Below are 17,804 nucleotides of genomic sequence, written 5' to 3'. Positions count from 1 at the left end.
AGGCATTTGAAAAGCATATTCTGCTCTATTGCCCTGCATCCGTCGCTGCCCGGTCCTTGCCGGATGTGGGCGCGCGGCGCGCGATATCCGACCGAAAGGGAACGACATGCCGAGCCTGTTCGACGCACTTCGCCGCATGACGATCGTGGCCGTGGCGGCCTTCGCCTCCATGGTGGCGCTGGCCGCACCGGCTTCGGCGCAGCAGAATGGCTACACCATGGACGAGATCATCGCCCAGGGTCACGGCTTCTTCGGCTCCACCTCGGGCGGTCTCGCCACCCTCGTCGAGAAGGCCTTCCAGGAGCATGGCCTGCCCAACGGCTATATTCTCGGCGAGGAGGCGTCGGGCGCCTTCATCGGTGGCTTGCGCTTCGGCGAAGGCACGCTGTTCACCAAGAATGCCGGCGAGCACCGGCTGTTCTGGCAGGGCCCCTCCTTCGGCTTCGATGCCGGGGGCGACGGTGCCCGGACGATGATGCTCATCTACGACCTGCCCTCGGTGGAATCGGTCTATGGCCGCTTCGGCGGCGTGACCGGCTCGGCCTATCTCGTCGGCGGGGTCGGCATGACGCTGCTGACGCGCGACAACATCAAGATCGTCCCGGTGAAGACCGGTCTCGGCGCGCGGCTCGGCATCAATATCGGCTATCTCAAGATCACCCCGATGCCGACCTGGAATCCTTTCTGAGCCGAAGCAGAGGTTTGGGGCCGCAGGGTTTTCCGGACCCGGGATGGCCGGCAGCGATGCGATGGCCCCGCGGCGAAAGCTGGGCTAGGGTGAAGACGCTGAGCGCCGATCCGGGCGGATCGGATGAACCAGCCCAAGCTTCTGCAGGATTTCCATGATCGCGACCGGCCTGACCTTCCTTCTGGGTGTCTTCCTGACGACCCTGATCATGCTGCTCGTCGGTCCGCTCGTCTGGCGCAAGGCGCAGAGCCTCGCCCGCCGCGACTACGAGGCGACGATTCCCGTCTCGGCCAACGAAATTCGCGCCGAGTTCGACACCGTGCGCGCCGCTGCTGCGCTCACCGTCCGCCAGCATGAGATCCTTGTCGCCGAGACCCGAGAAAAGACGGTCAGGGTCCAGGCCCAGCTCGGTCGCAGCACGGTCGAGAACGTCGCGATCCTGAAGCGGAACCGGGAGCTTCTGGAGCTCGCCGAGGATCGGGCGGCGGAGATCACCCAGCTGACCGCGGCGGTGGCGCGCCGGGACGAGGAAAACCAGGCGCTGTCGAAATCCCTGGCGGCGACGCGGCGGGAAGCGGAACTGAGGGGCCAGGAACTGGCGGCCCTGGCCCAACGCTTCGAGGATCTCGGCGAGATTGCCGAGGAGCGCAAGATCCAGCTAGTGGCGACCGAAGCCAAGCTCGACCGGCTCGCCGACGCGCAGCGGGTCGCCGAGCGTTTCGCCCGCGAGCAGCAGACGACGATCGAGCGACTGCGCGGCGAAGCGGCCGGACTGGAGCGCACCGTGGCCCACGACAAGACGGCCCTGGCGCAGCTCAACGAGCGAATCGCCGGCCTGTTGACGAGCCTTGCCGAGCGCGACACCGAGATTGCGCGCCTGTCGCCCTCCTGGCAGGCGGCGGCCGTCCTCGACCCGGCCTCGCCGACCCTCGCCGCGGTCCCCTCCCCCGTGACAAGCGTGGGTGAACCGGAGCCGTCGCCGGCCGCGGAATTGGCCGCGCCGAAACCGGCCGTCGCGCCAGCCGCGTCAGCTGCGCCAGTGGCAGCGTCGATCGCGCCATCGGCAGCGGAGGACGAGGCCGGCATCCTCAGCGCCAGCAAGCGCCTGCGCGCGGCCCTCGCCCGCAATGCCGAAACCGCCCCGGCTGCCGAGACGTCGCGGTCCGAGATCCGCGATCGCGTTTCGGAGATCGCGGCGCGGGTGATCCGGATGAGCACGGCGGCCGAGGGACCGCAATCGGCCGCCATCAACCGCGCCCTTTACGCTGCGTCCGACGAGGGCGGCACAGCGGCGGGTCCCGAGGATGGCAAGGCGCCGAGCCTGGCCGAGCGGGTGCGACGGATGGCCATGGCCGAGCCCAACAAGAGTCCGGGCGCCCAGCGCCCTCAGTCGGCGGGCGGCCGGCGCGAATAGAGCCGGTGCAGCGCCACGGCGGCGGCCGTGGCGACGTTGATGCTGTCGAAGCCCGGCACCATGGGGATCCGGATGGCCGACATCCGCGCCGCCAGTTCGGCCGGCAGGCCCGGCCCTTCGGCCCCGAGGAAGAGCGCGGCCGGCCCCGGCTGATCGAGCGGCGCCAGACCCGCCGCCGCGCCCGGCGACAAGGCCAGGCAGCGGAAGCCGGCATCCAAGAGGCGCGCGAGCGCATCGTCGGCCGCGCCGACGCGCTCGTAGGGCACGGTGAAGACGCTGCCGGCCGACACCCGGATCGCCTTGCGATAGAGCGGGTCGCAGCTGGTTTCGTCTATCAGGACGGCATCGGCGCCGAAAGCCGCGGCGTTGCGGAAAATCGCCCCGATATTGTCGTGGTTGGCGATGCCCACGGCGACGACGACGGTGCCGCCGGCGGCCGCGATGGCCGGCAGGCGCAGCGCTTCATCCGGATCGGCCAGCGCCTCGCCATGCGCCAGAAGCCCGCGATGCACGGAAAAACCCGCAATGCCGTCGAAGGTCGCGCGGTCGGCCAGGTAGGTCGGCACGCCGGCGGGCACCCGCGCCAGGAGGGGCGCGAGACCGGCGAGGCGGTTCTCCAGGACGAGGAGGCTCAGCGGCCGAAACCGCCGCGAGGCCAGCAGAGGCTCGATCACCACCCGCCCCTCCGCGATGAAACCCTTTCGGCCGACGAGGTCGCGCTCGCGCACGTCGCGGTAGGCGTCGATACGGCTGTCCTCGAGGTCGTGGATCCGGATCGGGATCTCGGTGCTGGTCATCGTCTCTCCGCCTGGTGCCCGATGCCTCGCCCCGGCACCCGCAACCGCGGACCACGAGAACGGCCCGGGCTCTTGGTCGCGCCATCACGCGGGGGATAACGCCATATTTGCAACGTGTCCGCGGCAATCGGCATTTCTTCTTGCCTTTTCGGGCGTTTGCCCACAACCAAGAGGGATGCGGACTCGCCTTCTCCTCCTTGCCGGCGTCGTTTGCGGCCTCGGTGCCTGCACGTCGATGCGCATCCCGACGATCGACCTGTCGGGCACGTCGCTGCCGCGGCTCGACGAGATGTTCCGCTACCGGGAGACGGACACCAGCCAGCCGACGACGCCCTATGCGTTGAGGCCCGACGAGCTCGCCACCATCAAGACCGCGTTTTCCGGCGCCTTTCGCGACGGACGAACCGTCCAGTTCGGACCGGTGACCGCCCGCCGAACATCCTCCGGCAACCTCATCGTTTGCGGCCTCGTCAGCATCCGCAAGCCGGATGGCCGCCAATCCGGCATGACCCTTTTCGACGGGACCGGCAGTTTCGACGCACCCGGCGGCGGTCTTTCCTTCGTGCCGCGGCGCCTGGCCGGCGGCAATGCCGATTCGGTCGACGTCTACGGCGACTGCCGCGAAGCCGGCGCGCTGTAGCCCAGCCCTTCGGCGCTTCGCCACCGCCGCGCCGAGTGTGAAGATTTGAACAAAAATCACGATGGGTTGGGACTCCGGCCAAAAACGTGTTACGACAGGTCACGGATCGTGATCTTTCGCGGTCCCCGCACCGCAAAGCGGTGCCCGGATTTCTATAGGATTGAGTGACATGGCCCAGACTGGCACAGTAAAGTTCTTCAACGCGGACAAGGGCTTCGGCTTTATTTCGCCGGACAATGGCGGCGCGGACGTTTTCGTCCACATCTCGGATGTCGAGCGTTCGGGTCTTTCCCGTCTCTCCGACAACCAGAAGGTGTCGTTTGACTCCGAAGCCGACCCGCGCGGCAAGGGCCCGAAGGCCGTCAACATTCAGGAAGCCTGATCTTTCAGGTTTCGTGACTGATGTGGCCCCGCTTCGGCGGGGCCATTTTTGTTTGGGGACGGCGATGGCGGAAAGAACCCTCTATATCGTGCAGCAGTTCGAGCGGATGGGCGGCAAGCTCGTCGCCGGCCGCGCGATGGAATTCAAGACCGCCGACGAGGCCGCCGCGCGCGCCGAACGCGATGCGCCGCGCATGGCCGGCGTCGTCGCCCTGGCGCAGACGGTCGATCTCGACACCGACGAGGTCATGGAAGAGCCGGAGATTCTGGCGCGCTACGGCGAGCTTCCGGCCGAGTTCCGCGAGGAATAGCGCTCCTCCCGCCGGCCCGCCGGCTCCGCTTCCCGTTCCGGCATTATCGCCCGAATGCCGGCTGATCCGCCTGCAGGGTGACGCACGGGACCACGGCAAGCCTCAGGCTGCTTCCCGTGCCGCCCCGGCCGCGGCAACGGTGTCGGCAATGGCGCCCAGAAGGCTCGTATCGTCGCCGGCGATGCCGTCCATCGCCACCATGCGGCCGATGACGACGGCGGCGATCTTCTCCTCCACCGTTCCTTCGGCATAGGTGTAATAGATCACCGCGCGCTGGCCGTCGCGATGGCAGCGCCCTTCGATCTGCTGCAGCTGGATGGCGCTGTGGCGCATGTCGTGGATCACCAGCGAGCGCTCGCGCTCGCCGCCTTCCATCTCGCCCCGGTGCAGCGAGATCGATTCGGTGACGGTGAAGACCACGGCGTCGAGCTGCCCGGTCTGAAAGGCGATGCGCACCGCCTCGTTGGTCTCGCCGGTCTGCGTGCCGTTGATCTCGCCGACCCGCCAGCCGCGCCCCGCGAACTTTTCCGCCAGCATGGCGCTGGTTTCCAGAAACGCGACGGAGACGGCGATCTGCTGCCCGTTGTCCAGGAGATCGCAGCCGAAATCGGTGGTGCCGGCAGTGCGCACGAGGCTCGCCTTCTGACGGAAGCGCAGGTCGGCGGCCCAGCCCGTCGGCTTGCGGATGCTGCCGCCGGCAAGGCCCAGCTCGCGCCGGAACTCGCGCCAGGTCGCCTCGTAGAGGCGCCTGTTCTCCGCATCCAGCGCCGTCGGCGCCAGTTCCCGTTGCACTTCCGGCCAGCCGGCGATGTGCTCGGGCCGGCGGCGCAGGCCGATGGCGTTCGCGCCCTTGTAGAGGAGGTCGGCCATGACGGCGCGGTCGTCCTCGTTCGGCTCCCAGTGCCAGTTCTGCCAGCGGCCGCGGGCTCGGCCGATCTTCAGCCGCTTCATCAGCGCCCGGAATTCGTCCATGTCGCCCGAGGTGCCGCCGGTGGCGAAGGCCAGGAGCTTGCCGAGATAGGACAGCTCGTGCGGCGACTGGCCCGCGGTGGCGCTCATGTAGACGGTGAAGTCGGCGGCGGCCGCGACGCGGCGGCAGACCGTGCCCTGCTGCGAGGCGGGATTGCGGATGCGGTGGCTCTCGTCGATCACCACGAGCGGAAAGCTGCGCTTCAGCGATCCGGCCCGCGCGAGCTCGTTGTTCTTGGCCCGGGCCGAGCGGCGCTTGCTACCCTCCGGCGGCGCCATCAGCTGCTTCGTCCGCTCGAAGTTCATGAGGGTGATGCGCTTGCCGGTCGGGGGCGACCGATCGATGGTGCGGTGCCATTGCGGCATCGCGCCTTTCGGACAGATGATCAGGACCTCGTTCTCCGGCATGGCGCTGATCGCCAGCCAGGCGGACAGGGTCTTGCCGAGGCCGGTGAGATCGCCGAGCAGGAAGCCGGGGCGTCCAGCCCTGCGGGCAGCCAGGATCGCGTCGCGCGCCGAGATTTGGTGGTCGCGCGGCACGAAAGTCTTGGCGGGATCGGCGCGACCGGCTCTGGATGTCATCGGTGGAGTGCCCTCATGGTCGCAGACTGCCCACCCTCCAAGACGGCGCGAAGGCCGGTCTCCCACGATCCCCCGGCCTCGGCCTGACCGTGCGAGCCCTCGTCGCCCAGTGCGTCATCGCCCCGACCCGCAGCCGCGCTGGCACACAGGCAAAAAAAGGCCCGCCACGGCGAACCGGGCGGGCTGAATTTAGCAAAGTATCTGGGAGGAAACATTTGCATCGCGATATAAACATGCTGCAGCGCATCGAACCAATGCAAATTTGGCATGGCTGCCATGCGAGCGCCTGCGCGCCATGCAGGGAAGGCCTTGGCGCGCTTTCGCCGAGCCGATTATCGTCAGGAAATGACGACGCGACCGCCGTCGGCGGAAGTGGCGACGAGGCGGGAATAGTCGGCGATCCAGTCCCGGCCCTGCAGCGCCTCGGGCTTGAGGAGCGTCGACAGGACGACGACATGCGCGCCCGCCGCCTCACCCGCGGCGATTCCCGCCGGCGCGTCCTCGAAGACGACGCAGTTTTCGGCGGCAAAGCCCAGCCGGCGCGCCCCCTCGCGGTAGCCCTGCGGGTCGGGCTTGCCGCGGGTGACGTCGTGGGCGGTGATTAGCACCGGCGGCGGCGTCAGGCCGGCGGCGCGCAGGCGGATGTCGGCGAGGATCGGATCGGCCGAGGTGACGATGGCCCAGCGGCCCTCCGGCAGCGACCGGAGGAAATCTGCCGCGCCGGCGATGGCGACGATGCCGTCGGTGTCCTCGCGCTCTTCCTGGTCGAGACGCGCCGCCTCCACTTCCGGCGACAGCCCGGGCGGGCAGAAGCGCCGCATGGTGTCGATCATGCGCACGCCATGGGCCGAGGCGATGATTTCCTCGCCGTCGACGCCGTTGGCGGCGGCCCAGCGCCGCCAGATGCGCTCGACCACGGCATGCGACAGGAGGAGCGTGCCGTCCATGTCGAACAGGAGGGCATCGGCTTCGACGGGGCGGCGGGGGACAAATGACAAGACGGCTTCCTTTTCGAAAATAGAGGGGCGCGCGCCGGCGCCCGGTGACCACGCGCCCTTGAACGCGTCAGAGTGGGTGGAAATAGGTCGGCCTCGCCGCGGATGCCCGCACGGCCCAAGCCTTCACGTCTTCGGAGGGCCGATGCCGGGCGCGCCATAGCGCAGGCCGTCCATCAGGAGCGCGACGAGGCGGCGCGAGCGCTCGCGCCATTCCGGGCGGTCGGAGGTCGAATAGATGCTCGATAAAGCGTGCAGCACGTCGACGCTGTCGGCATCGGCCCGGATGGCGCCGGCCGCGACCGCGCCGTCGACGAGGCTCTTCAGCGCCAGGGGGATGACGCCGGAGGTCTCGGCGAACAGCGGCGAGTTCGATTCGTACATCAGCTTCAGGCTGTCGCTCATGCCGCGCTTGGTGGCGATGTAGTCGACGAAGCGCTGCATCCACTGCGCCAGCGCGACGTCCGCGGGCTCGGTCCGGGCAAGGTGCAGGGCGGCCTCGCGCAGAGCCTCGATCTCGCGCCGGTAGACGACCTCGATCAGCGCCTCGCGCGTGGGAAAATGCCGGTAGAGCGTGCCGATGCCGAGGCCGGCAGTGCGGGCAATGGCCTCAAGCGAGGTGTCGACGCCCTCCGCCGAAAAGGCCGCGGCGGCGGTTTCGACCAGGAGGTCCCGGTTGCGCCGAGCGTCCGCCCGCATCGGCCGGCGACGGGGAGAGGGAGGGGCTTCCCGCTCGCTCAAGACTGGACCTGCGGCGGCTTCACCTTGGACTTCTTCCAATGGGGGGCTTGAAGGCGCTCGGCGGCAGCCCTAGCTTGCAATTAAACGGAGGCATCCTCCGCTTATCTTTCGGATTGTCCGCGTTCATAGCACCTGAGGTCGTCGATGCGAAGTGCATCGTCGCCGCATCGCTTCCGGACACCGAAGCTTTTTCCCGCGGACGGAGACCGCTCATGGCGACCACACAATCCATGGAATTGTCGATCAACGGACGGCTGCACGCGCTGACGCTGGAGCCGCGCGTCACCCTGCTCGACGCACTGCGCGAGCATCTCGGCCTGACCGGCACGAAGAAGGGCTGCGACCAGGGCCAGTGCGGCGCCTGCACCGTCCATGTCGACGGCGAGCGCGTCCTGTCCTGCCTCACCCTCGCCGTGCAGGCCGAGGGGCGCTCGGTCGAAACGATCGAAGGTCTCGGCGGCGAAGACGGCACGCTGCACGCCGTGCAGCAGGCCTTTCTCGACGCCGACGCCTTCCAGTGCGGCTACTGCACGCCGGGACAGATCATGTCGGCCGTCGCCTGCATCCGCGAGGGCCATGCCGGTTCGGACGACGAGATCCGCGAATTCATGGCCGGCAATCTCTGCCGCTGCGGCGCCTATCCCAACATCGTGACGGCGGTCCGTCAGGCCGCGGAGGCGCTCGCATGAGAGACTTTTCCTACGACCGCGCCGCGACCCTGGACGGCGCCCTCGCCGCCGGCGCCCTGCCCGGGACGATGTTCCTCGCCGGCGGCACGACGCTGCTCGACCTCGCCAAATGCGGCGTCGCGGCGCCTCGCCACGTCGTCGACATCACCCGCCTCCCCGGCCTGTCGGACATTCGCGTCGAGGCGGACGGGGCGGTGATCGGGGCGCTGGCGACCATGGCGAAGGTCGCCACGGATGCCCGCATCCGCGCCTATTTTCCGGCGGTCACGGACGCGCTGGACCTCGCCGCCTCGCCGCAGATCCGCAACATGGCGAGCCTCGGCGGCAATCTCCTGCAGCGCACGCGCTGCGCCTATTTCCGCGATCCCGCCGCCTTTCCCGCCTGCAACAAGCGCACGCCCGGTTCCGGTTGCTCCGCCCTCGGCGGCGTCACCCGCAACCATGCGGTGCTCGGCATCAGCGACCATTGCATCGCCACCTATCCCGGCGATCTCGCCGTCGTGCTCGTCGCCCTCGACGCGGTGATCCATCTCGGCGAACGCCGGGTCGCGGCGGACGACTTCTTTCTGCTTCCGGGCGCGACGCCCGAGCGCGAGACGGTTCTTTCGCCCGGCGAGATGATCACCGCGATCGCCATCCCGGCGGCCCGGGCCGCGGCCAACTCGACCTATCTGAAAGTCCGCGACCGGCAGTCCTACGAGTTCGCCAGCGCCAGTGCCGCCGTCGGCCTTGCGCTGGAGGCCGACGGGCGCACCATCGCCGACATCCGCGTCGCGCTCGGCGGCGTCGCGACGAAGCCGTGGCGGGCCCGGAGTGTGGAATCTGCCCTGCGCGGCAAGACCCTCGACGAGGCGACGGTCCGCCAGGCCAGCCTTCTCGCCATGGAAGGCGCGGTCTCGCAGGGCGACAACCAGCACAAGATCGATCTCGGCTCCCGCGTCGTCGCGCGCGCCATCCTCACAGTCGGAGGCCTCGCATGACCGTTCACGATATCCCGCTGAAGCACGGCCGCGCCGCCGACAGCATCGGCGCCCGCCTCTCGCGCTACGAAGGCAAGGGCAAGATCACCGGCGCGGCCGACTACGCGCTGGAGCGGCAGCTGCCGGGCCTTGCCTATGGCGTGCTGGTTCCCGCCACCATCGGCGCCGGCCGCGTCCTGTCGATCGATACCGCCGCTCTCGCCGCGCCGGGCGCGCTCCTCGTGCTGACGCCGGAGGACGATCTGGGCCTCGCCCAGGCGACCAGTTTCACCGGCCAACTGGCGGAAGGCGCCTTTGTGCCGATGCCGCATGAAGTGCGCCACAACGGCCAGCCGGTTGCGCTGGTCGTGGCGGAGAGCTTCGAGCAGGCTACCGAGGCAGCGCGGCTGATCGCCGTCACCTACGACGAGACCCCTGCCGTCGCCAGCCTGACGGAGACCGGACCCGAGGCCGGGACGCTGGCCGAGCAGTTCACCGTCGCCTGGGGCGAGGCGGAAGCGGCCTTCGGCGCCGCGCCGGTGCAGATCGAGGCCGACTACCACACGCCGCGCGAATACCATGCGGCGATGGAGCCGCACGGGCTGATCGCCCGCTGGGAGGGCGACCGGCTGACGGTCTGGCAGCCCAGCCAGTGGACGCATGCCATGGCCCGCAACTACGCCGAATGGTTCGATCTGCCGGTCGAGAACATCCAGGTGATCTCCCCCTATGTCGGCGGCGGTTTTGGCTCGAAGGGCTTCAACTACGGTTTTGAGGCGATCTGCGCCTTCGCGGCGCGCCGGCTCGGACGGCCGGTGAAGCTCGCTCTCACCCGCCCGCAGAATTTTACCTTCTACGGCGGCAGGGCGTCGACACGGCAGACGTTGAAGCTCGGCGCCGGCACCGACGGCGTCCTGCACTCGATCGTCCTGACGGGCGCCAGCGAGACCTCGACCTACGGCCTATGGCCGGAGCAGATCGGCGCGGCGACGCCCATCCTCTACGCGACGCCGAACTATAGCGGCCAGCAGCGCGTGGTGCCGGTCAACACGGTGACGCCCGGCGCCCTGCGCGCCCCCGGCAAGTCGCCGAGCGCCTTCGGCATCGAGAGCGCGATGGACGAGCTGGCCTATGCCGTCGGGGTCGATCCCGTCGAGATCCGTCTGCGCAACTACGCCGAACGCGACCACCAGTCGAACAAGCCCTGGTCGACGCGGCGGCTGCGCGAGGCGCTTAGCGAAGGCGCCAAAACCTTCGGCTGGTCGAAGCGGTCGATGGCGCCGCGGTCGATGCGTGAGAGCCGCCACCTGATCGGCTGGGGCGTCGGCCTCGGCACGTTTCCGGTGATCCGCAACTATGGCGAGGCGCAGATCAACGTCACCGCCGACGGACGCATCGAGGTGGTCAGCGGCGCCACCGACATCGGCCAGGGCACCTACACGATCCTGGCGCAGACGGCCGCCGACGCTTTCGGCGTGGCCGTCGAGGACGTCTCGGTGCGGCTCGGCGATTCATCGCTGCCGGGCTCGCCCGTCGCCGGCGGCTCGAAGCTCGCGGGCGTCATGACCGGGGCCGTGCACAAGGCTGCGACGGCCGCCCGAGACGAGCTGATCGGCCTCGCTCTGACGCATCCGGACTCGCCCTTCCACGGCGTCGCGGCGAACACGCTGACGGTGTCGCAGGGCCGGATCAGCCCGCCGCGCACGGAATCCCCCAGCGTCTCGGTCGCCGACCTCATGCGCGCAATCGGCCGCGACCGGCTGGAGGTGACGCGCGACACGCTGCCGGACAATCTGCAATCGCCCGAAGAGCGGCTGCGGACCTGGTCGACGATGACGACGGCGATCGGCCCGACATCGGGCGAGGAATCCATGCACTCGTGGTGCGCGCACTTCATCGAGGTGCGGGTGGACGAGGATTTCGGCACGGTCCGCGTCTCGCGCGTCGTCTCGGCCTTCGATTGCGGGCTGCTCTACAATCCCAAGCTCGCGGAAAGCCAGTGGAAGGGCGGCATCATCATGGGCATCGGCATGGCGCTGTTCGAGGAAGGCCATGTCGACGCGCGCAACGGACGGGTGATCAACAACAATCTCGGCGACTATCTCGTGCCGACGAATGCCGACGTGCCGGACATCAAGGTCATCTCCGTCGGCATCCCCGACCTGGGCGCCTCGGTGCTCGGCGGCAAGGGCGTCGGTGAGGTCGGCATCGTCGGCGTCGCGCCGGCCATTGCCAACGCCGTCTTCCACGCCACCGGCAAGCGCATCCGCAGCCTGCCGATCACGCTCACCGATCTGATCTGAACCGGAGCCGAGGCTCGGGCTCAAAAGGGCCAAGAGCGCTCACCAGGCCAGCGGGCGCAGCTGACCGGCGCCTCCTCGCGGGGGCGCCGACCGCGGCGTTGAGGCGGCGGCTTCAGGCTGCCGTCTTCCGGCCAGCGGTCAGTGTCCGCTCTCGACCGCCTGCTTCAGGCCGCCGAGAGCGGTGCCGATATAGCGTTCCATCGCCGCGATGGCGGCCGCATCGTCCTGCTCGGGCGATGGAAAATTGCCGGTGTCGCCGCGATAGAAGCGGCCGATCCAGCGGACCTCGCTGGCCTCGCCCTTCGGCACGACGGTGATCTTGGCGGTGTAGAAGGAGACCGGCAGGGCCGCGATGTTCTCGCCGGACAGGCGGAAGGAATAGACTTTGCGCTCGGCGCTGTAGCTGTCGAGGCTCTCGGTGATGGCGCCCGTCGACAGGTTGAGCTTGCGCGTCGCCCCGCGCTCGTTTCCGCCCGCCGCCTCGACCGACGTCACCGCCGGGTTCCAGGCGCCGATCCCGGCGAAATCGCCGACGACGGCCCAGACCGCGTCGGCAGGGGCGTCGATGGTGACGGCCTGGTCCATCTTCTGCGGCGTCGGACCATGGGCCGAGGCCGTTGGGCCAAGGAGGAGCGGCGCGAGAAGCACGGCGGCGGCGAGCAATCGGCGAAACATGGTCTGTCCTTCTGTCATGGTCTGGCTGTCATGGTCTGGCGGCGGTGAGGCGTCGGTCTGGCGAGGCGTCTGGCCGAGGCTGCGCCGACGGTGGATGCGCGCCGGCGCTCGCCGGGCGCGGCCGCGGCAGGCGGAGCCAGCCGGATGCGGCGAAATGGGCCGCCACCAGCGCGACCAGCGCCAGGGCGGTGAAGACCGCGTCCAGCGGGACGCGGGTTGCGGCGAGCCGGGTCCGGCTGGCGCCGGCGATCGCCCGGTCGAGCGCCGGGCCGCGGTCGAGCGGCGCGTAGCCAAGCCCGGCTTCGGCCGCCATCTGCCGCAGATAGTCCGTCCGGACCGCGCTGAGATGCTCGGTGCCCTTGAGGTCGGCCTCGCCATAGGGGTTGTTGCGCGGGTGAAAGCCTTCAGACGAGGAGGCGGTCGGCGGTGCCATGCCGACCCGCGAACCGTGCACCATGTCGCCGACGCCGTAGAAGCCGATCTCGCGCCCGTCCTCGTCGTATTTCGGGATCGGCGACGGCCTCGCCCCCCCGACGCCGACGATGACGCCGCCAATGCCCGCCTCCCCCCGGATCGGACGGCGCCCCTGATAGGGCAGCGGCGGTGCCTCGTGGCCATCGGTGAGAAAGACGAGATCGGCCTCGAGGCTCGCGGCAAGCCGGATGGCGCTCTGCACGCCCGAGGCGACGCGGCTGTCGCCGTCCCAGCCCATGCGCCAGTCGAGCGACGCGGTCGCATCCGCCATCGGCGCAAAGTTCTCGCAGACCTCCGCCGGGGCGAACAGCGGAAAGCTGCGCCGCTCGGTGAAGATGGCGAGGCCCGCGCGCGAGCCGCAGGGCAGGCCGCGCAGCACGCGGGCGATCTCCGCCTTGGCGATGTCGAGCCGCGACACCGGACTGCCCGCCCGCTCGTAGTCGCGCACGTTCATGCTGCCGGTGATGTCGACGACGAAGAGGAGATCGCGCAGGGCGACCTCGCGCACCGTCGCCGGTCGGCCGAGGGCGACGAGCAGGCTCACCGCGGCGAGGACGAGCCACCAGAGCCCCGCCGGGCGCGCCGCCAACCAGCCGGCTGCGGCCTTCACGGCAGCCCCCGCGGCAGGCCCGGCATGTCGGTCCAGACATTGCGCGGCCGCTCGCCCGGCTGCTCCTCCTGCGCCGGCCGCGGAAACGTCCGCACCAGGCGGCTGGCGATGTCGAGATTGACCTTGGAATCCCACCGCGCTGGATCGAGCCTGAGGGCCTGGGAAAAATCCTCCTGGGCAAGGCGCACCAGGGGCGTCGCGCCGGTGATGTCGTTGTCCTCGATCCGCCGGAAGGCGGCCCGCAGCCGGGCATTGCCGAGGTCATGGGCGAAGTCGCCGATGGCGGCGGCGTCGGCCGTGGCCCCCAGTTGCGGCGCGAGGGCCTCGGCCGCCTCGATGCGGTCGCGGTCGAGCAGAAATTTGCCACGGGCGACCAGAAGACGGGCCGGCGCGTCCTCGGAGATCTCGACGTCCTGTCCCGCCGCCAGCGCACGAATGGCGTCGTTGACGGCGCGGGCGCGGACAAGATCGGCAAGCGACCACGCCGTGAAGGCGATGGCGGCGGCCAGAAGCGCCAGCAGCAGCGCGGTCGTCAGGCCGTCCCGCCGGCGCGCACTAAAGAAGTGTTTCGGCGCTGCCCTGGCGGCTCGACGAGGGGAAAAAGGGCCGGCGGGCGCGTTCATCACAACACGTCCCGTGCTGCCACTGCCGCCGCGCCCGATCCCCGATGCCGCAGCGGCGGCAGCGGCGCCCGGGCGGCGAAGGGCGCGTGCTCGCACAGCTTGACGGCGATCAGCGGCAGGAGCGCGCCGAGCGCGGCGAGACAGGCGAGGAAGCGCAGTTCGGTCCGGGGAATACGCTCGGAAAAAGTGAGGGGCCGCGCCTCCAGCCGGTCGATCTCGGCAATGGCGGCGGCCACGGCGTCGGGGTTTTCGGCCTCGAAGGCGCGGTAGGGAACGCCGAGCGTCTGCAGGAAGAGGTTCAGGTGACGCTCCGGGCGAACCTGCGGCGTGTCCTGCTCGCCGCGCGCCGAGGGCTCGAACAGGCCTTTCGAGCCTTCCGAGCGCAGGAACAGCCAGTAGAGATTGACCGGTTCGCGCGCGATCATGTCGCGCAGTTCGGCCTGCACCTCGCGGCTGATGACGCCGGCGCCGTCGGAGACGAGCACGACGGCGCGCGAGGCCGAGCCCGTCTCGCGCCCGAACATCGACACCGCCAGCGCCAGCCCGCGCCCGACATTGGTCTGGGCGAGGCCCGGCTCGTCCAGGGTTTCGAGGGCGGCCGCGACGAGACCGAGATGATCGGTCAGGGGCACGGCGAGCATCGGCGCGGTCGAGAAGGTGGCCACGCCCATGCGGTCGCGCGGCCGGCTGCGGACGAAGGCGAGGATCAGCCGTTTGGCGGCAGCGGATTTTGCCTCCTCGGTCCCGTCCGGCCGGCGGTTGGCAAAAGTGTTGTCCATGCTGCTGGAGCGGTCGATGAGCAGCACCAGATGCGCGCCGACGCCGGTCCGCTCGACGATCTGATCGGTGCGGTGGAGACCGGCCAGCGCCAGCACCAGCGCCGCGATCGCGGTGACGGCCAGGGCGCGGAGGGTCGCGTCCGCCCAGCGCGATCCGGCGTCGGCCGGGGTCAAGGCGGACCAGGGCGTCGGCGATGCCGCGAGCAGCGGCAGGAACAGCGGCACGGCGCAGAGGGCCAGAAGCAGCAGCACCAGCGGCCGGTCGACCGAGAGGCTCGGCAGCGCGCTCATGGCGCCCGCTCGATCGACGCCAGCCGCCGCGCCAGTTTTGCGAGGTCGCCCGCCGGCAGCTGCCACATGGCCTCTGCAACGTCGTCGCCGAAATGGAGGCTTCGCGAAGCCGCGAAGAAGCGGCGGAGATCGCTAGAGGCCTCGGCGAAGCGCGGGTGAAGCGCCAGGAAAAGGTCGAGGTCGTCGGCGAGCAGGCGGCGCGCGAAGCGCGCGTCGAGCGCCCGGTGCAAAACGAGGAGCCCGGCCCGGTAGGCCTGCGGCGAGGCATGCGGAGCGGAGCGGGCAAGGCTTCGCGCCGCCTCTGCCAGCGGCCGCGGCCGGCGAGCGCCGGTCGGCAACCAGCCGCGATAGGCCGCGAGCACGCCGAGCAGCGCCAGGCTGACTGCGAAGGCCGCGCCGGTCCGCCACTGCGCCGGGCGGGTGTCGAGAACGAGAAGCGGCGCGTCGGGCCGCATCGCCGCCGGCGCGCTGCGCTCCAGGATCGGGCGCAGGGGCGAACTGACGAAGGTGAAGCCAGGCAGCGTCGCCTCGAGCCTTGCCCCGTCCGCCGCCCTGACGAAGCCGATCGTCACCGGCGGAATGCGCAGTTCGCGCGGCTCCAGCGGCACGTAGAAGGTTTGGTAACGCAGCTGGACCGCATAGGCGGTCCCCTCCCCCTCCCCCCGGCCGGACGGCTCGATCGAGACCCGGTCCAGTTCCAGCCAGTAGTCGAGATCGCGCGGCCGCGGCCGCGACGCTTCGTCGACGGCATAGCCGGAAGGCACGCGGATCGTGCCGGCATAATCGAGCCGGTCGCCGACGAAATAGCCGACGCTGCGGGGCGGGCGGCTGTCGACGAAGACACCCTCTTCGCCCTGCGCGGCGGCGGCCGTGCAGCAGAGGGTGGCGGCGAGCGCCGGCAGCGCGCGGATCACGACACGATCCCCTGGCCGGCGAGCGCCTCGAAAAACGCGTCGACATCGATCTGGTCGGTGATCTCGATCGGCGACAGGCCGAAACTGGCGAAGGTCGCGTTCAGGGCGGCGCGGTGGCGCTCGCGCGCGGCCCGCCACCGCGCCAGCGTCGCGCGCCGCGTCATCACCACCCGTGCCTCGCCCGTCTCGAGATCGCGGATCCGGGCAAAGCCGAAACGCGCTGGCGGGTTCTCGGCCAGGCTGTCGCGCAGGACGATCGGCCGGACGTCGTGGAGAACGAGCGTGCCGAGCAGCGCCTCCAGCGCGCTCGGTGGAACCTGGAAGTCGGAGATCAGAAAGACGAGCGCCGGACGGTGCGGCAGGCTCTCCCGCGCAGCTTCGGCAAGGCGGGCTATGCCGGTGCCACCGACGCCCGTTGCGGCCAGCGTCCGGCGAAGCTCGGCCGGCAGGTCCGAACGACGGTTGGCCGGCACCGCGACGGCCGGGCCGTCGGGTTCGCCGCGAGCGGCGACGAGGCCGAAGCGATCGCCCGATCGCCGGACCATGCGGGCCAGACCGGCAACGAGAAGCTCCGCGACGGCGGTGCGGTCGACCGTGCCGACGAGGCCCATCGAGGCCGACAGGTCGAGCAGCGCGAAGACGGTCGCGCGCGACGGCTGCCGGAAACGACGGACGAAGACCGTGCCCGCGGGATCGCGGATCGAAGCGGCGATGTCGATGTGGCGGGGATCGGGAAAATCCACGAGCGGAGCCAGGCCGTGAAAGCGCCCGTCGGCGCCGAGGCCGAGGCCCCGGTGGCCGCCGACCGTGGCGCTGCGCACGTTCCGCGAAAGGCGGTAGCGCAGGTCCGCGAAGGCGTCGACGTCGTCCGCGTCGCGGACGGCCGCGTCTTCCTCCCGCGCGGCCGCGTTCATGCGGGCGTCGGGACCGCGGCAAACACCGCGGCGAAAAGCTCGGCAACGAGGGCATCGCGGCGGATCTCGTACATCGGCGCGAGGAAGATGCGATGCGCCATCACGGCGGAGAACACCGCGCGGATGTCCTCGGGAACGACGACCGACCGCCCTTCCATCCAGGCGCGCACGCGCGCGGCCCGAACCAGGGCCGACATCGCCCGCGGGCTCGCGCCGCCCTCGACGAGGCGGCTGGCATCGGCGCTGGCGAGCGTGATACCCGCCACGTCCGGCGCGCGCACGGCGGCCCAGATGTCGGCGACATAGGTCTCGATCGCCCCGCTCGTCGTCACCTGCGACTGGATGGCGACGGCGACCCGGTTGAGCTGGCGATGGTCGAGAAGGCCCTCCTCGACCTCGCCGAGCAGGCGGTCGACATCGTGGAAGCGCGGGTCGAAGGCGAGACTGCGCCGGCTGGCCGCGTCGCGCGGCGCGGCTATCGAGATCTCCATCAGAAAACGGTCGCGCGCCGCGGCCGGCAGCTCGAAGGTCTCGTCGCGCTCGACCTTATTGCGGTCGGCGAAGACCTGGAGATGCGGGAAGGCGTATTCGCGGCGAAAGGCGGTGACGCTGCGCTCGGCCATCAGCCGCAGCAGCAGGGAATGGACCTGCGGCCGCGCCCGGTTGATCTCGTTGAAGAAGAAGACGGCGAGCTCCTCGCCATGGCGCAGGACCGGCCCCTCCTCCATGCGCGGCCGCCCGTCCTCGCCGATATAGGCGGAATAGACCATGTCGCTCGGCATCAGGTCGATCGTACCCTCGATCCGCTCATAGGGTCCGCCGAGGCCGCGCGCGACGGCGCGCAGGAGCGTCGTCTTGCCGACGCCGACATCGCCTTCGAGGAGAACATGGCCGCGGCAGAAGATCGCGATGGTCATCAGCCGCAACGCCTCTGCCTGGCCGAGCACGACCCCGGCGATCGTCGTCTCGAAGGCGAGAGCCCGCTCGCGCCATTCGTCGAGCTGGATCGTCATCGACAGCATCGCGCTTCCTTTGATCCATGTCATGCGGGTCGG

The 17,804-nt window shown here is 70.1% G+C and carries 19 protein-coding genes; 8 read left to right on the top strand and 11 right to left on the bottom strand.

Translation table 11 applies throughout. From position 1 onward, the window contains the following. Positions 1–136 precede the first annotated feature (136 nt). Both IEX88_RS05495 and IEX88_RS05490 read left to right on the top strand, forming a co-directional pair. Positions 137–688: a DUF1134 domain-containing protein gene (locus IEX88_RS05495; protein WP_373289555.1), complete on the top strand. Its 552-nt coding sequence runs from the start codon at positions 137–139 to the stop codon at positions 686–688. A gap of 154 nt (positions 689–842) precedes the next feature. Further along, on the top strand, positions 843–2,102 hold the full coding sequence (locus IEX88_RS05490; protein ID WP_188849563.1) for a hypothetical protein: 1,260 nt from the start codon (positions 843–845) through the stop codon (positions 2,100–2,102). Here IEX88_RS05490 and IEX88_RS05485 read toward each other — a convergent pair. Beyond that, entirely contained in the window at positions 2,075–2,899 is an 825-nt protein-coding gene (locus IEX88_RS05485) for a TrmH family RNA methyltransferase (RefSeq protein WP_188849562.1), read from the bottom strand. The two genes, IEX88_RS05490 and IEX88_RS05485, sit on opposite strands and share 28 nt — an antisense overlap. 175 nt (positions 2,900–3,074) lie before the next feature. Here IEX88_RS05485 and IEX88_RS05480 point away from each other — a divergent pair, with 175 nt between their 5' ends. The 3 genes from IEX88_RS05480 (at position 3,075) to IEX88_RS05470 (ending at position 4,231) form a co-directional block, all read left to right on the top strand. Beyond that, a complete protein-coding gene (locus IEX88_RS05480; RefSeq protein WP_188849561.1) occupies positions 3,075–3,539 on the top strand; it encodes a hypothetical protein in 465 nt (154 codons plus the stop codon). Positions 3,540–3,708: 169 nt separating this feature from the next. Next, on the top strand, positions 3,709–3,921 hold the full coding sequence (locus IEX88_RS05475) for a cold-shock protein (protein WP_188849829.1): 213 nt from the start codon (positions 3,709–3,711) through the stop codon (positions 3,919–3,921). A gap of 64 nt (positions 3,922–3,985) precedes the next feature. Continuing rightward, on the top strand, positions 3,986–4,231 hold the full coding sequence (locus IEX88_RS05470) for a hypothetical protein (protein WP_188849560.1): 246 nt from the start codon (positions 3,986–3,988) through the stop codon (positions 4,229–4,231). Between the two features lie 102 nt (positions 4,232–4,333). Here the strand turns inward: IEX88_RS05470 and IEX88_RS05465 are convergent, their stop codons facing one another. The 3 genes from IEX88_RS05465 to IEX88_RS05455 all read right to left on the bottom strand — a co-directional run bounded on the left by IEX88_RS05465 (position 4,334) and on the right by IEX88_RS05455 (position 7,476). Further along, entirely contained in the window at positions 4,334–5,782 is a 1,449-nt protein-coding gene (locus IEX88_RS05465; RefSeq protein ID WP_188849559.1) for a DEAD/DEAH box helicase family protein, read from the bottom strand. A 338-nt stretch (positions 5,783–6,120) separates the two neighbouring features. Further along, on the bottom strand, positions 6,121–6,780 hold the full coding sequence (locus IEX88_RS05460) for an HAD-IA family hydrolase (RefSeq protein WP_244639862.1): 660 nt from the start codon (positions 6,778–6,780) through the stop codon (positions 6,121–6,123). 123 nt (positions 6,781–6,903) lie between these two features. Continuing rightward, positions 6,904–7,476 carry a TetR/AcrR family transcriptional regulator gene (locus IEX88_RS05455; RefSeq protein ID WP_188849827.1) on the bottom strand — a complete coding sequence of 191 codons (573 nt, stop codon included), beginning with the start codon at positions 7,474–7,476 and terminating at the stop codon, positions 6,904–6,906. 254 nt (positions 7,477–7,730) lie between these two features. Here IEX88_RS05455 and IEX88_RS05450 point away from each other — a divergent pair, with 254 nt between their 5' ends. From IEX88_RS05450 to IEX88_RS05440, 3 genes are read left to right on the top strand one after another with little or no spacing between them, the layout of a single operon-like run. Then, the gene (locus tag IEX88_RS05450) at positions 7,731–8,207 is read left to right on the top strand and encodes a (2Fe-2S)-binding protein (protein ID WP_188849558.1); all 477 of its coding nucleotides are present in this window, start codon (positions 7,731–7,733) and stop codon (positions 8,205–8,207) included. Then, on the top strand, positions 8,204–9,187 hold the full coding sequence (locus IEX88_RS05445; protein WP_188849557.1) for an FAD binding domain-containing protein: 984 nt from the start codon (positions 8,204–8,206) through the stop codon (positions 9,185–9,187). The genes IEX88_RS05450 and IEX88_RS05445 overlap by 4 nt, the downstream gene beginning before the upstream one ends. Continuing rightward, complete coding sequence (locus IEX88_RS05440) at positions 9,184–11,469, top strand: xanthine dehydrogenase family protein molybdopterin-binding subunit (RefSeq protein WP_188849556.1); 2,286 nt, start codon at positions 9,184–9,186, stop codon at positions 11,467–11,469. The genes IEX88_RS05445 and IEX88_RS05440 overlap by 4 nt, the downstream gene beginning before the upstream one ends. A gap of 138 nt (positions 11,470–11,607) precedes the next feature. Here the strand turns inward: IEX88_RS05440 and IEX88_RS05435 are convergent, their stop codons facing one another. Genes IEX88_RS05435 through IEX88_RS05405 form a run of 7 tightly spaced genes read right to left on the bottom strand, consistent with a single transcriptional unit; the run spans position 11,608 to position 17,771 of the window. Next, the gene (locus tag IEX88_RS05435; protein WP_188849555.1) at positions 11,608–12,144 is read right to left on the bottom strand and encodes an SRPBCC family protein; all 537 of its coding nucleotides are present in this window, start codon (positions 12,142–12,144) and stop codon (positions 11,608–11,610) included. A gap of 28 nt (positions 12,145–12,172) precedes the next feature. Further along, entirely contained in the window at positions 12,173–13,228 is a 1,056-nt protein-coding gene (locus IEX88_RS05430; protein ID WP_210319237.1) for a vWA domain-containing protein, read from the bottom strand. Next, positions 13,225–13,851 (bottom strand): hypothetical protein, encoded by a 627-nt coding sequence (locus tag IEX88_RS05425; RefSeq protein WP_188849554.1) that lies wholly within the window; start codon positions 13,849–13,851, stop codon positions 13,225–13,227. Before IEX88_RS05425 ends, IEX88_RS05430 begins: the two co-directional genes overlap by 4 nt. Then, positions 13,851–14,921: a vWA domain-containing protein gene (locus IEX88_RS05420; protein ID WP_188849553.1), complete on the bottom strand. Its 1,071-nt coding sequence runs from the start codon at positions 14,919–14,921 to the stop codon at positions 13,851–13,853. Before IEX88_RS05420 ends, IEX88_RS05425 begins: the two co-directional genes overlap by 1 nt. Further along, a complete protein-coding gene (locus IEX88_RS05415; RefSeq protein WP_188849552.1) occupies positions 14,918–15,835 on the bottom strand; it encodes a nonribosomal peptide synthetase MxaA in 918 nt (305 codons plus the stop codon). Before IEX88_RS05415 ends, IEX88_RS05420 begins: the two co-directional genes overlap by 4 nt. Continuing rightward, entirely contained in the window at positions 15,832–16,749 is a 918-nt protein-coding gene (locus IEX88_RS05410; protein ID WP_188849551.1) for a DUF58 domain-containing protein, read from the bottom strand. Before IEX88_RS05410 ends, IEX88_RS05415 begins: the two co-directional genes overlap by 4 nt. After that, the gene (locus IEX88_RS05405) at positions 16,746–17,771 is read right to left on the bottom strand and encodes an AAA family ATPase (RefSeq protein ID WP_308423829.1); all 1,026 of its coding nucleotides are present in this window, start codon (positions 17,769–17,771) and stop codon (positions 16,746–16,748) included. Before IEX88_RS05405 ends, IEX88_RS05410 begins: the two co-directional genes overlap by 4 nt. Between the last annotated feature and the right edge of the window lie 33 nt (positions 17,772–17,804).

Origin of the sequence: Aureimonas glaciei (genome assembly GCF_014643375.1) — a bacterium.
GTDB classification, from domain to species: Bacteria; Pseudomonadota; Alphaproteobacteria; order Rhizobiales; family Rhizobiaceae; genus Plantimonas; species Plantimonas glaciei.
This window is presented reverse-complemented; position numbering and strand designations above follow the sequence as displayed.